Annotated in this window: 13 protein-coding genes; 7 read left to right on the top strand and 6 right to left on the bottom strand. The window is 51.9% G+C overall.

The features are described 5' to 3' along the window. Positions 1-88 precede the first annotated feature (88 nt). On the top strand, positions 89-1,549 hold the full coding sequence (locus Pan241w_RS00285) for a sulfatase (protein ID WP_145209235.1): 1,461 nt from the start codon (positions 89-91) through the stop codon (positions 1,547-1,549). A 526-nt stretch (positions 1,550-2,075) separates the two neighbouring features. Here the strand turns inward: Pan241w_RS00285 and Pan241w_RS00280 are convergent. Continuing rightward, positions 2,076-2,261 carry a hypothetical protein gene (locus Pan241w_RS00280; protein ID WP_145209231.1) on the bottom strand — a complete coding sequence of 62 codons (186 nt, stop codon included), beginning with the start codon at positions 2,259-2,261 and terminating at the stop codon, positions 2,076-2,078. A gap of 51 nt (positions 2,262-2,312) precedes the next feature. Beyond that, on the bottom strand, positions 2,313-2,846 hold the full coding sequence (locus Pan241w_RS00275; protein WP_145209228.1) for a hypothetical protein: 534 nt from the start codon (positions 2,844-2,846) through the stop codon (positions 2,313-2,315). Positions 2,847-3,013: 167 nt separating this feature from the next. Here Pan241w_RS00275 and Pan241w_RS00270 point away from each other — a divergent pair, with 167 nt between their 5' ends. Beyond that, positions 3,014-3,499 carry a DinB family protein gene (locus Pan241w_RS00270; protein ID WP_145209224.1) on the top strand — a complete coding sequence of 162 codons (486 nt, stop codon included), beginning with the start codon at positions 3,014-3,016 and terminating at the stop codon, positions 3,497-3,499. A 76-nt stretch (positions 3,500-3,575) separates the two neighbouring features. Here the strand turns inward: Pan241w_RS00270 and Pan241w_RS00265 are convergent, their stop codons facing one another. Continuing rightward, positions 3,576-4,634 (bottom strand): class I SAM-dependent methyltransferase, encoded by a 1,059-nt coding sequence (locus Pan241w_RS00265; protein ID WP_145209221.1) that lies wholly within the window; start codon positions 4,632-4,634, stop codon positions 3,576-3,578. After that, on the bottom strand, positions 4,631-6,193 hold the full coding sequence (locus Pan241w_RS00260) for a glycosyltransferase family 39 protein (protein WP_145209218.1): 1,563 nt from the start codon (positions 6,191-6,193) through the stop codon (positions 4,631-4,633). Before Pan241w_RS00260 ends, Pan241w_RS00265 begins: the two co-directional genes overlap by 4 nt. Before the next feature lie 335 nt (positions 6,194-6,528). Here Pan241w_RS00260 and Pan241w_RS00255 point away from each other — a divergent pair, with 335 nt between their 5' ends. The 3 genes from Pan241w_RS00255 to Pan241w_RS00245 all read left to right on the top strand — a co-directional run bounded on the left by Pan241w_RS00255 (position 6,529) and on the right by Pan241w_RS00245 (position 9,248). Next, positions 6,529-7,290, top strand: coding sequence for an SGNH/GDSL hydrolase family protein (locus Pan241w_RS00255; RefSeq protein ID WP_145209215.1), 762 nt, complete (start codon positions 6,529-6,531; stop codon positions 7,288-7,290). Between the two features lie 150 nt (positions 7,291-7,440). Beyond that, positions 7,441-9,021, top strand: coding sequence for an SLC5 family protein (locus Pan241w_RS00250; protein WP_145209211.1), 1,581 nt, complete (start codon positions 7,441-7,443; stop codon positions 9,019-9,021). After that, positions 9,018-9,248, top strand: a complete 231-nt coding sequence (locus tag Pan241w_RS00245; RefSeq protein ID WP_145209207.1) for a hypothetical protein — start codon at positions 9,018-9,020, stop codon at positions 9,246-9,248. Before Pan241w_RS00250 ends, Pan241w_RS00245 begins: the two co-directional genes overlap by 4 nt. A gap of 203 nt (positions 9,249-9,451) precedes the next feature. Here the strand turns inward: Pan241w_RS00245 and Pan241w_RS00240 are convergent, their stop codons facing one another. Beyond that, positions 9,452-10,537, bottom strand: a complete 1,086-nt coding sequence (locus Pan241w_RS00240; RefSeq protein WP_145209204.1) for a hypothetical protein — start codon at positions 10,535-10,537, stop codon at positions 9,452-9,454. A 176-nt stretch (positions 10,538-10,713) separates the two neighbouring features. Beyond that, on the bottom strand, positions 10,714-12,078 hold the full coding sequence (locus tag Pan241w_RS00235) for a DUF1501 domain-containing protein (protein ID WP_145209201.1): 1,365 nt from the start codon (positions 12,076-12,078) through the stop codon (positions 10,714-10,716). A 247-nt stretch (positions 12,079-12,325) separates the two neighbouring features. Here Pan241w_RS00235 and Pan241w_RS00230 point away from each other — a divergent pair, with 247 nt between their 5' ends. Both Pan241w_RS00230 and Pan241w_RS00225 read left to right on the top strand, forming a co-directional pair. Further along, positions 12,326-13,246 (top strand): prolyl oligopeptidase family serine peptidase, encoded by a 921-nt coding sequence (locus Pan241w_RS00230; RefSeq protein WP_232107312.1) that lies wholly within the window; start codon positions 12,326-12,328, stop codon positions 13,244-13,246. A gap of 4 nt (positions 13,247-13,250) precedes the next feature. Continuing rightward, entirely contained in the window at positions 13,251-13,655 is a 405-nt protein-coding gene (locus Pan241w_RS00225; protein ID WP_145209198.1) for a hypothetical protein, read from the top strand. Positions 13,656-13,844 lie beyond the last annotated feature (189 nt).

Below are 13,844 nucleotides of genomic sequence, written 5' to 3'. Positions count from 1 at the left end.
AGGCATTTTCTTTCCTTCCGGCGCGTGTGTATGATGAAGAGCTACCATTCTTATTCATCATGCGAAGATTCGTCGAAAGGAACTTCAGATGCGCTGGCTGATGTTGATCGTTTTACTCTGCTCTCTTTCTTCTCCACTGCAGGCTGCGAAACAGCCGAATATTCTGTTTATCGCCATTGATGACCAGAACGACTGGATCGGCTGTCTGAACGGACATCCCCAGATCAAAACGCCGCATATCGACAAGGTCGCTGCGCGGGGCACACTATTCTCAAACGCACACTGTCAGTCACCGCTCTGCAATCCGTCGCGGACCAGTCTGATGACGGGCTTGCGGCCGACAACGACCGGCATTTATGGACTGGCCCCCTGGTTCCGCACCGTCGATCGCTTCAAGGATCGTGTCACGCTGCCACAGTATCTGGAACAGAACGGTTATAAAACTTACAGCACCGGCAAGATCTACCATGGCGGTTACGGGCGTAAGAAAAACGACAAGGAATTTAACGAACTCGGCCCCCCCGCTGGCGTGGGTGTGAAGCCTCCGAAGAAGCTGGTCGAAACTCCCAACCCGCATCCGCTGGTGGACTGGGGCACGTTTCCTCATAAAGATGAAGACAAGGGAGACTGGAAAGTCGCCAGCTGGGCCGTCGATCAATTGAACAAAAAACCGCAGGAACCCTTTTTCCTGTCGGTCGGCTTTTTCCTGCCGCACGTTCCCTGCTACGCGACGCAACAGTGGTTTGACCTCTATCCGGAAGAGACGCTGCAACTCCCCCCGCTCCTGGAAACCGACCGCGACGACACGCCCCGCTTTTCCTGGTATCTGCACTGGAAGCTGCCTGAACCACGGTTCAAATTTTTGAAAGAAGCCAACCAATGGAAAAACCTGGTCCGCTCGTATCTGGCGTGTACCAGTTTTGTCGACAGTCAGGTTGGACGCGTGACGGAAGCACTGGAGAAAAATAATCTGGACGAGAATACGATCATCGTGATCTGGTCCGATCATGGCTGGCACCTGGGCGAGAAACTGATTACGGGCAAGAATACACTCTGGGAACGTTCGACCCGTGTCCCGCTGATTTTTGCCGGCCCGGGAATTACGGAAGGCGCCGTCTGCAGCAAACCCGCCGAACTGCTGGACATCTATCCCACGCTGGTGGAACTTTGCGGCTTGCCTCCCCGCATGGATCTGGAAGGGCATTCGCTGGTCCCGCAGTTGAAAGATGCCAACACGCCCCGCAAGTGGCCCGCGATCACGTCGCATAATCGAAATAACACGACGGTTCGCACGGAGAACTATCGTTATATTCACTATGCCGACGGCTCGGAAGAATTCTACGACATGAAACAGGATCCAGCCGAATGGAAAAACCTGAGCAATGACCCGAATTTCGCCAAGCTGATCGAAGAGCACCGCGCCTGGCTGCCGACCATCAACGAAAAACCGGCGCCCGGCAGCAAGCATCGCATTTTGCGTTACGAAAACGGTCAGGCAAACTGGGAAGAAGTCGACATCAAAGCCGATGATCCGATTCCGGAACTTTAATCAGATTTAAGCACATTAAACACTCACAACGAAAACGAAACGCATCGAAGTATGTTCAAACGTCGGCAGTGCGAATGGAACAATTTTACCATTCAGTAAAGTCCTGACGGTTAAATTTCCGGCACGCGGTTTCTGAAAAAGTTTTTGTTTTGAGAGTTCAAGTTCTCGCAGCATCACTGCCGAAGTATGCGTGTATAACAATGACACTGGAAGCAAGTCACAACTGATGAACCCAAGACAGGCGCTCGCGTCTGAGTAGTCGGCTGCGAATTGTGACCAGATTGTAAGTGTTACACAAACAGGAGTACTACGTACGACAAGGGTTGGAAGTTTGGGCTTCCAACCCTTTTTTCATGCGCGAAGATCTTGTGGAATCCCCGACCCTGAGCGGCACGGCGCTAGCCGCCGTTTTCTTCGGACGCGTTCAGCAGTGCGATGCCTAACCGGGGCTAACGCCCTTCGGCTAATGAGACTTTTCTGCGGCCCAGGTACTTAGCAACAAGACTGACTGCACAACAGCAGCCCGCTACGTCTTCCTTGTTGCCCAGTAAAGCTGTTTATGCCCACGTGCCTCGAACTCGGCCACCATCTGTCGGGCGGCTCCTTCGGACAATTCCTCCTCGATCAGAAATCGATTCCCATCATCCCCCTGCCGCCAGACAGACCAGTTGTTGCATCGATCAGCGACTTCTTTTGAAATATTTTCGTTCATTTCTTACCGTTCGTGATTAGAAAACAGTTACTGATTTTGGTGCCCACCCCTTCAAAATCTCCGAAAATAACGCACACCGATGATCCAAAAGAAGAGCGACAGAAACGCACCAACTAGAAAACCAAAGAGTGCGCCAGCAATGTAGACTTCCCTGAGTTCTTCGACAGTGTTCCCTAAAACATCATAATTCAGTGAGAGCAAGATCGATTTACCGGCGCCCGTTGCCACGCCTACAGCAGCGCCAGCCACTCCCCCTACAACCAGCACAATATCTCGCCAGCGGGAAACAGGTAACTGGTCCGGCATCGGGGCAGCACCCATCAGCTTCCATTCATCCTTCGTAAGCGAAACAGCCGTCACCAGCGCAGCAGAGATCAGCGGCAAAAAGATCCAGCGAAGGTCAAATACTAGTGAGTAGCCAGAAAATTCAAGCAGTGCGCCGGTCATGATTGCAGTTGTCACTGCGACGATGCAGGGTTTTATCCGGTAGTGAGCCAGACAGAGTTGGAGAAATACCATCACCAGGAACAGCGTACTGAGCAACACCCCCACAAAAAACAGACACACAACAAGATAGATCAGCATTCAGATCATCCTTGGGACTAAAATCGAAAGATGAAAGAGACAAGGCATTTCTTGAAACAAAGCCACTCCGATAGTGAACCTTCCTTTTCTCATTATTGACAGCCTATTCTCTCCTGGCTACCGTATTCTAGCAGAGATATCAATCATCGAAAAAATGGAGCATCGCTATGTTCGAAAACGAAATCACACTCAACCAGTTCTTGTTGGAGCAGCTCGAAACCATCATGGCGGATCTACCTGAGGATTGTCTCTTCACACGGGGATCGGGGCACGGGCATCCGCCGGTCTGGATTCTCGGTCACCTCGGGATTGTGGGTGAGATGGGACAGACGTTTCTGGGAGGCAGCGTGTCGCATCCTGAATGGGTTCCCCTGTTTGGTCCCGGGTCGAGCGACGAAGTTCAGCCGGATGCAAGTTTGACGCGCGAGGCACTGATCGCGGCGAATACGAGTGCCTACGAAACGCTCAGAGCATTGGCCGCCAACGCGGATGCGGCAGCGATGGCACAACCGCATCCGATTGAGCTGTTGCACGGCACCGCCATTGAAACGAACGGGCAACTGCTGGCGCATATTCTGACGAGCCATGTCGGCTTTCATCTTGCGCAGCTCTCCAGTTGTCGACGTGAACGTGGCATCGCTGCACTGTTTTAAAGTACTGTCACCACAGCCTGCGAGACGGGAGCTGATGCCGTTCCTGGAACAGACTGAACCAGAATGGCAAACCGAATCATTCTTCGTCAGCATTCGGCTCTCGTCTGCAGACAACATGCACGGTGGCACCGCGCCGGAAAAGAGCGGCTGCAACACTTAGCATTAATGCGGGAGGCGCAAGCAAGACAAACAGTGCATACATCTGAATGCGCATCCCTCGGGAAAATGGCATCGCAAAACCTGATCGTTCACCGTGACGATGGAGCAGGCTGTACAATCCATTGCGCGGCAGCCACGGGATAAAATTCAGGATACTCTGAATCCACCCGAAGGGATTCTGCCTGAGGCTGAAATGATGCGTGCGCTGGCATTGAAATCCCACCGATGTCAGCAATTGTTTTAACGCGGGAAGCGGAAAGTGGAACAGGTGACGCGGCGGATCCAGGTGGAACCACGCCGGCCCTGTGATCTTTGCCTGCCAACTCGAAGCGTTGGGAACGGCAACAACCAGCACACCCCCTGGCCGAAGAATGCGACAGGCCTCTGCTAATGTCTTTCGAGGTTCCGATACATGTTCCAGAACATGCCAGATAATGATCGCATCAAAATATTCAGCATCATAATTTGCTTCGACAAGAGAGGGAGCAATTTTTGCCTGGATCCGTGAATCCAGCCCTTTGATGGCGTCACGATTCACTTCAAAACCGTGGGCCTCCAACCCGGCATTCGCCAGTGTTTTCAGAGTCACTCCGCGCCCACACCCGACATCTAACACCCGTCCCTGGGACGGAATCTGTTTCACCAGAAATCGAGAGAGTCTGGCTCCCACCATTCTGACAACTGCTTCCACTAGTCCTGAGAACTTTTTACCACCGCTTCCATAATAGGGAGACGGATAGAACGCACTGATCTCTGACAGTGTGGGAGGGGGATAGAGAGTTCCCAGGCCGCATTCAGTGCAATGTACGATGCGGTATGTCGTTCCAGGAAGCAGGAAAACGGGTTGCGCAACGTTTGCTCCACAAACTTCACACTGGAATGGTTCTACGGGATGAGGGTCCGCACAGGCTCGAATCACTTTCTGCGAATAGAGTGATTCCACATGCTGTTTTTGAATCATTGAAAACTCGCTCATTTGCTGCTTCCTGGTTGTCGCTGAAAATGGATGAGCGTCGCACTGGGCCACGTTTGCGTTTCCAGCGGAACGAAGCCGGTCTCCCGTGCAATGGCCTGGATTCCATTCAGAGAACTTTGATTCAGGTCCGTATCGGTGGCACAGGCGACCCAGAACGAACCGGGATCGGAATGCCAGCTCTGTAACAGCTCGCGAAAGAAGTCGATCACGCCCGTTTGCGGATTCCAGACATAAGGCAGGGCGTAACGCGGATGCGCTGTTTCCACATAAAACCGACTCACGCGGCAAGCCACATATTCCAGAAAGACCCGATCCTCCGTATAAAACGGAACCAGATAACTCTCTGTTAAACCACTTTGCACGAGAATCGGTTCGCCGGGTTTCGCGTTATCCGCAACGTAGGCATTGAGTTCCCGCCACTCCTGTTCCGTAGCAGACCCGAGCCTGCCCAGTTCCCAGGGTCCCAGTGGAGTGAGTGACCAGGAGGCAACTAACACCACGAGCGCTGCACCGATAGAAACTTTCCAGTACCGGGAAGATGTCAGCAGTAGCGCCAGAAAGCAGGCACCTGCCGGTGCATAGGCCACCCGATAGCGGGGGTTCGCCAGGCTCGACATGTCACTCGAAGCCAGCGCGGCTAAAATCAATAGCGGCAGCAGCGAACAGGCGCCGGTGATCCACAGTCCCGATCGTGAGATTTCCTGCTGAGGACGACTGCGCGCCAACGCGATCACCGCGACAACTCCCACCGGTAATCCGACCCACCAGAACGGACCAATTACGTTCCAGATGGAAGTGCTGCTGTCGCTGAAATTCAAGATCGGCCCCCATTCCTTGAGACGGAAAATGGAGGGTATTAAAGGTACGCACAACACGCTGACGAGTAAGGCGGCAACCAACAGCCGGGAAAGAGTCGCACGACTGAGATCACGACGGACAAAAGAGGAAACCGCGACCGACAGACCAGAAAGAATCACCAGCAAAGCCGAGGTATAATGCGTCCACAGTAAAGCAGCCGAGGCCAGGCTCCAGAACAGCGCCACCCGCAGCGAACCCGGAGTGCGATGCCAGCGAATTGTTGCCCAAATCACAGTTGCACCCAGCAATAACACCAGTCCATAACAACGGGCAATGCGCACCTCATCCATCGCTTCCGGGTGCCAGGCAACCAGGAGCGCAGCCAAGCCCCCGGTCAGTGGAGACCCCAGCTCCTTACCAGCCAGATAACTGACGAAGATGGCCCCCAGTGCGCAAAGGGCGGAGGAAAGACGAAACGTGAATTCCGATTTCCCCAACACCGTCAGAAACACCTGTTGAATCCAACTGGAAAGAGGTGGAATGGCAGCGTAGTCCAGGCTGCGCATCAGAGAGGTACCGGGCAAGCCGGAATCGATGATCCAGTATGAACCATGCTCATCCATTACGAGCGGACCACCTGACCACATGGGCCACATCAGTACGAACCAGCTGACGACAGACAGGCCCAGTAAACCCCGCCCCACATTCTGCAGGCACCGGTTCTCTAATTGAGACGGCTCTGGGGGATTTTGGTCAAGCATCGAATTTCCGGGCAAAAAGAACGTACTGGAATTCCATCTGGTTTGATCGCTTTTTCAATGGAAATATCGGTGGTTGAAACAGGGTTTTATGTTTGTCTGGAAAAATCATTTGTAACAGCAGTCTGGTGCTATGTCCATACCTGAACCTTTCGGTTATCGACGGAATCAACTGAGGTGCTGCTTACCGGACAGTGTGTCTCCCAATCATATTCAGCATCCCCCTGATTTACCTGCGGAATCACAATTGCGAGCCCGGCTGTCATCGTTTAGTCTAAACTAGTTCGATAGCACTCAGCTTTCTTCATTGATTCGGCATCACAGACAAGGTTATTTCCATGGTTCACCGTGTTGCGTTTTTCCTCTTCTGTTGCTCACTGTTAACAGGCAGTTTGCTCGACACATCTCTCTCTGCTGCGGAAAAAGAATCGGCAGAACCATTCACCATCGTCACGTTCGGCGACTCGACCACGGCGACAAGGGGACCGCTGGTGGTGTATTCGATGATTCTGGAGAAAGAATTGCCGCAGCAGGGAATCCCGGTCAAAGTGATCAACGCGGGCATTGGTGGCAACAACACGCGGCAGGCAGTCACCCGCTTTGAAAAAGATGTGCTGCAGCATGAACCAGATCTGGTGGTGATTCAATATGGTATTAACGATTCCGCCGTCGATGTCTGGAAAGATCCGCCGGCTACGAAATCACGCGTGTCGAAAGATCAATACGAGGCCAATCTGCGTTCGTTGATCAAACAACTCAAAGAGAAACAGATCGCAATGGTTCTGATGACGCCAAATTCTCTGCGATGGATTCCCCGCATTCAAAAACTGTATGGCAAACCGCCTTATGACCCCGATGATCCGGACGGCTTCAATCTGTTTTTGAAGGCGTATGCCGAAACGGTGCGACAGATCGCCAAAGAAACCAACGTGCCCCTGGTCGATATCTACGCCGCCTTTGAAACGTATGCGAAACAACCCGGTCAGTCGGCCCATGATCTGTTACTGGATGGCATTCACCCCAATACCAAGGGGCAGCGAATGGTGGCCGATCTGTTGATGCCCCAGATCAAGCAGGTCCTCTCGACTCAGAAAAAATGAACGCCTGCATCGGCCGTGTTTTGTTTTTCGCAGGCAGAGTCGATTTTTTCTGACGTGCGCTGTATGGTGGGATCGAAGTCGCTCGTACTCTCTGTCTGTGAAATCTCATTCTTTCCCTTAAACCGGAATGTCTTTAAAGGTTCATTCACCATGCAGACCCTGTCGTTCCTTGATTTTGCCGTCATCGCTGCATATCTGATTGGAACATTAGCACTGGGACTTTATATCGGTTCCAAAATCAAAACCGGCTCGGATTACTTTCTGGCCGGGCGACGTCTCCCCTGGTGGGCCATCGGCATGTCGCTGGTGGCGACCGACATTGGTGCCGTCGATATTGTGGGAACTGGTGGTGCCGCCCATCAGCATGGCCTGGCGGTTGCGAATTTTGAATGGATCGGTTGCGTGCCCGCGATGATCATCGCCGCGTTTGTTTTCATCCCCTTTTTCTGGCGGAGTGGGGTGACGACGATTCCCGAATATATGGAACGCCGCTTTAACGTCGCCGTGCGTTCGGCGCTCGCAATCTGCTGGATCATCTTCATGGCGTGTAACCTGGGCATCATGCTGCTGGCGTCGGCTAAAATGATGCACGTGCATCTGGGAATGACCGTCAATGCCTGCATTTATCTGACCGCGTTTCTGGTGGGCGTCTACACGATTTCCGGGGGACTCGCGGCCGTCGTGTATACCGACATGATTCAATGCGTGATCATGATTGGCGGCTGTCTGCTGGTCCTGGTGTTGGGCATCATTGACCTGGGAGGCGTCAAAGAATTTCAGGCGGCCATCGAACAGCAGGAACAGATACAGCAACAGAAAGAACTCGCGGAGAACGGAGAGGCGGAGCAGGTCTCGCATACTTCACTCATCTTGCCCGCGGATGCGGATACGCCGTTCCCCTGGACGGGGATCTTCTTCGGCCTGGCTTTGATTTTGAGCCCCGCCTACTGGATTGGTAATCAGGCGATTGTCCAACGCTCGCTGGGGGCAAAGAGTGAGTTCGACGCGAAAGCCGCCTACGTCTGGGGGGCGTTATTGAAGAATCTGATTCCCGTCATCGTAGCTGTACCCGGCTTGATCGCGTTTGTGAAATTCCCGGAATTGACTGACGGCGATCAGGCGTTTCCCGAGTTGATTTCGCACCTGCTGCCCGTCGGTTTGAAAGGCCTGTTCCTGGCGGCGTTTCTAGCGGCGCTGATGTCGAGCATCGACTCCTATCTGAACTCGGCATCGACTATTGTCACGAATGATTTTTACAAACGCTTTTATCGCCGAGATGCGACAGATGAATCGTTATTGAAAATTGGACGTGGTGTCACGTTTCTGCTAGTGATCTGGGCGATTGGGTTTTCGTTTTTCCTGATGACGCGCAGCGAAGGTATTTATACGATCTTCCAGACCTTGATGGCGTTCTTCCAGGGACCCGCGTTTGCAATTTTATTAACGGGACTGTTATGGAAACGGGCCACCGGCATTGCCGCTTTCATCGGCTTCATTGTGGGCGTCTGTTTTTCGATTTCTCTGTTTACATTGAATCAGGAACCCGTTTATACCGCGCTGGGAATCGATCCGCTGTTCCAGATTTCCGAACCGTTTCTGTACTTTTCGATCTGGGCTTTTGTGGTCTCGTTCTCGTTGATTGTCATCATCAGTTTTCTTACTAAACCAGAGCCGGCCGAAAAAATTGAAGGCCTGGTCTTCAGCCTCAAACCAAACAGGGGGCAAGCATGACGCCGCTACATCACATTGGCAATTTCATTCGTGAGCTGGTGGTTCCGATTCCGCTGTGGTGTGTGCGCGGCCTGTTTCTGGGAACGCTGATCGCCGTTCTGATCTGGGTCGTACGGCTGCCTAAAGAAAACGCCACACCCTCCGAAACCGCTCCCTGGTATCAGAATCTGAAAATCTGGGCCTGTCTGGCGCTGGCGATTCAGATCGTGATTTATAGTGTTTTCTGAATGTTGCGGGAAACCCGAACAGTCGTAGGGGTCGGTCTATGTGCCGACCCGCCTGGAGAGATCCAGACTGGTATAGTCGTTCCACTGGATCCGTAAGAATCATTCGTTAGTCAAAACACAAACGAATCAAACCACACGGGCGGACACATGGGTCCCGCCCGACATTTAACAGAATAAGAACGTTGCAGCAGCATATGATACACTTAGAGTTTTGTTCGGTTTCTTTTAAAGAGTGACAAACTGATTACCAGAAAAACAACAATGAAGCCCACGAAGATCAGCCCGAACGCGATCCAGGTTGACATGCCCACAGCACCGTCAAAAGGAGGGTTCTTAACGTAATATTTCTCTTCAACCAGTAAATCAGAGACATGAAAACCGTTGGGAATATGTAACGCGAATACCGATTCATCAATGTTACCGATTGAAATTTTGGTGACGTTGATTTCCAGTCCCAGTCTTACCTGATTATGTAACTCTGCTTCACTATCAATTCCAAAATATTCCTTTCGCTGGATTTTCATCGGAACCCATAAATTCTTTTTTTGATCGATGAGTTGATAACTAAGCACGAGCGTCTCAAATTGACGGGGCTGATCTGGGCCATACGTCACCACTCTTTGATGTACGTGAAACCCATGCTCCTTTGAAATCCAGATATCATCAAAGCCTGCATGTTGAATATGAATACACGTTTCTCCGTCGACGTCTTCGATTCCCACTACTTGATAATTTCCACTGGAAAAGCACTCGGGTATGGTTGGCACTTGCGAGAATGGTAGTCCGAAACGATACAACTGATGACCTTCAGCGTAGTGAAGATTTTTATAATAGATTGAATGGGCTGAAGAAAATAGAAATCGTGCGGGATAGATGACGGCTTTTTGCTGCGGCCGATCTAATGCTATAGTCCTGTGACGCATAAAATCATAAACAGAAGTTCGATGAAACAGACTGCCATCTTCTACGTTCACGCCCGTTGCATCAATATATAATTGAGGCCACTTGATGACATTCTTGACCCTGTGATCACCCTGGAATCCAAAATCGCCTGTCGGATCTTTAAAGGCACTGAAAGTATATTCCATCGCGATGCCACGAGGATCCCGCAATAATTTCTCTTTCGTGCTTTGAATGTTCTTAATCACCTCGTCGAGCTGGAGTTGTTGAGAATTTTCGGCCTCTTCGCTGTGAACCGTGGTGATGCAGCATCCGAAAACAAAGCTGATAGAGAAAAGCACGCGGAGAGACCGTTTCTCAGACGTCGTAATTTTGTTTTCTAACAACATGGATTTAACCACACTCTCTCCGCGTTGAGTGGCACTGATGGCTGGCGAACTGGGTTGGTAGATTTTAATGCGTCATTTTCCGTGCTCTTAAAACGTTCCGGTCATCTTATTTGGAAGTCTTAGCAGCACTGTCGGGCAAGCCGACAGTGGCACACGGGAACGGGATAAACTTGTTATTAGCTCTTTAAAATCGTTTCGATCGGTTTGGCACCGTGGTCGGCGAGGGGAATCGGGCGGCCGATGTTGGACATGTTCTGTTTTTCCGGGTCGAGACCCAGTGCTTTGCAGATCGTTGCCAGGAGATCGGGAACGGCAATGGGTTGATCGGTGACTTTCATACCGTCGTCGCTCGTTTTTCCGACGACCTGTCCGCCGCGAATGCCGCCACCGCCCAGTACAGTGGTCCAGGCTGTGGGAAAATGGTCGCGGCCCGTATTCTGGTTGATCTTGGGCGTACGGCCAAATTCTCCCATCCAGATAACGAGCGTCGAATCTAACAGTCCCCGCTGTTCGAGGTCAGTCATCAACGTTCCCCAGGCAGGATCGAGGACTTCACTCAAACTCTGGACCGCTTCGAAGTTTTGTTGATGGGTATCCCAGCCAAACGAGTTCGAACCTTGAACGCCGTTCAAAGAGACTTCCACGAAGGGCACGCCCTGCTCGATCAAACGTCGTGCGAGTAAACAACCTTGCCCGAATCGATTGCGGCCGTAAGCATCGCGCAGAGTGTCCGGCTCCTGATCGAGTTGAAAGGCTTCAATGGCTTTCGAACGCATCATCCGCACTGCGGCTTCGTAGGCTGTGCGATGACTGTTGGTGGGAACGCCCGGATGCGTGGCGGAAAAGTCGTTCTCAAGATCTTTCAAGATCGACAGCCGGTTATCTGCCTGCTTGCGGGTGATGCCTTGCGGCAGTTCCAGGTTTTTGACCTTCAAGGCGGCGTCGACATTTTGATCGTCCATCTGGACAAAGCCGGCTCCTTCACCCACCACCAGGGGTGCAAATTGCGGCCCCAGAAAACCGGGACCGTAGGCGTTCGGGCTAAGCGTGCGGTTCGGCGAGATACTGACAAAATTGGGAAGTTCCGAATCTGTGTTTCCCAGTTCTTTGCTGAATAACGACCCCATCGTGGGATAGGTCAGCGGCCCGGTTGGCAGATATCCGGTGCGGAGTAAATACGTGGCCCGTGTATGGTCGCCTTCTTTCGTACTCATCGAACGAATGGGAGCCAGATGCTTCATCACGCTGGCCAGCTTGGGCAGATGCTCTGAAATCTGAATGCCGGCGACATCGGTATCGATCGGTTTGAAGGGGCCGCCGTTTTCGTGCTCGGGTTTCAAGTCGAACGTATCACACTGACTGGGACCGCCCGACATCCAGAGCAGAATGCAGGTGCGTTTGCGCTCTGGATTATTCGCGGTCTCGGCAGCCAGACGACGTAACCAGCCGGACATTCCCGTACCCAGTACTCCCATCGCGGAGAGCCGCATAAAATCGCGGCGGGAAAGTCCCCGGTTTCGAATCTGGTTTGCGTTCCTCATGACGAACATCCTCTGGAAAATGTGGTTTTCACTCTATTTTAGACGGATTTTTGAAACAATTGCGAGCCTTTTCTGGTAAGAATCTCTGGTCAGAGTCCGTTCCGCTGCGTGTCTTTCGCCACTTTTTGTTTCGATTGAGAAGGCTCTTTTGTTAAGATACGGGCAACGAGACTGTTTTATTTAACGAATTCTCAATTCGATTGATTTCATTCATTATTTCACTGCATTCAGGTCTGATTTTATGTTGATGGCTGCTCTTTCCCGATGTACCCCACTGTCTTGCTGCTTTTGTTTACTCCTGTTCCTGCAACCGGTTACAGCCGCAGAAAAACCGACGCTCCCCTATCATCAGCAAAAAAACGTGGTCTATGCGGAAGTGCATGGCGTCGGGCTCTTGCTGGATATTTTCACGCCTGCGGGTCAGCCGAACGGACTCGGCATCGTTGATGTCGCTTCAGGTGCCTACCACTCGGATCGGGGAAAAATCCGGGATCACAAGCGGGCCCAAATGTTCGATATCTTCTGCAGTCGCGGCTATACCGTATTCGCGATTCGTCCGGGTTCAATTGCCAAATTTAACGGCCCCGAAATGCTGGAAAATGTAAATCGGGGTATCCTCTGGGTTAAGCAGCACGCGAAAGAATACCAGATCGACCCCGATCGGCTGGCGCTGTTGGGCGCGTCTGCGGGCGGGCACCTGGCCTGTATGGCGGCGGTGTCTGCAGCCGACCCGCAATCGAAAACGCGCATGAAAGCAGTGGCCGTCTTTTTTCCGCCCACCGATCTGATGAATTACGGTGGTTTCAAAATCGACATCAGCGGCGAAGATCGACTGGCCCAGTCGATTCGCAGGCTGATCACCCCCCAAGGTGCCGAAACAATCGACGCAGAAAAACTGGATGAATTACGAACCGCCTTCTCCCCCGCACGACTGGTGAAGCCGGGCCTGCCCCCGTTTCTAATCATCCATGGAACGGCCGATTTCATGGTGCCGATTCAACAGTCGCGCACGATGGTCGCTGCCCTGCAGAAAGCTGACGTCCCCGTGAAGTTCATCATCAAAGAAGGGGGCGGACATCCCTGGCCGACCATTCATGAAGAAGTCGAAAAGATGGCGGACTGGATTGACGGGCAGTTGAAAACAGGAAGCGAATCTCAACAGGAATGAACACATGCGACTACAATCGCTAAACATGGGAAAAATAATTATGTTGGTTGCCGTGACTACATTTGTGGGCTGTGACCAACCGTATGAAATTCAACCCACACTTGCCACACGTGACTCTTATAAGGATCAGATCGACGTCGATGCCCTGCCGGCAAAAACGCGCCAATTATACGATCACCTTCTGGACGGCTCGCTGACGGGTTCCAAAGCCACTGACTATCAAGGGTTGCTCGATGCAGCACAGCAAATCATCTATCGTCCCAAATCCATTACATACCTGTTTCAGCTATGTGGCTTTCCACGACCGTATAAGGAAGTGGAAGAAGAAGGTGTTCCAATTATGTTTGTAAAAGTACAGAAGTCAGATAAAATCATTTATTGGGCTGATGTTGCCGCACCGCAATATTGAACAGGTAGACCCGAATTGCACTCGGGGTTGTTGGAAACAACAGGAAACAGACAGTTCATTCATCCAAATCAGCATGAGATGACCTGGCAGATCGAAACGAGATGTGTATCTACGGTTTTTCTTGTTCGATTGGTGACACCGTCAGTTTCCTGCTCGCTGCGCTCGGCCCGAATTACATTCGGGCTTACC

Origin of the sequence: Gimesia alba (assembly GCF_007744675.1) — a bacterium.
Classification (GTDB): domain Bacteria; phylum Planctomycetota; class Planctomycetia; order Planctomycetales; family Planctomycetaceae; genus Gimesia; species Gimesia alba.
The sequence above is the reverse complement of the archived record's forward strand: the minus strand, read 5'-3'. Positions and strand labels throughout refer to the sequence as shown.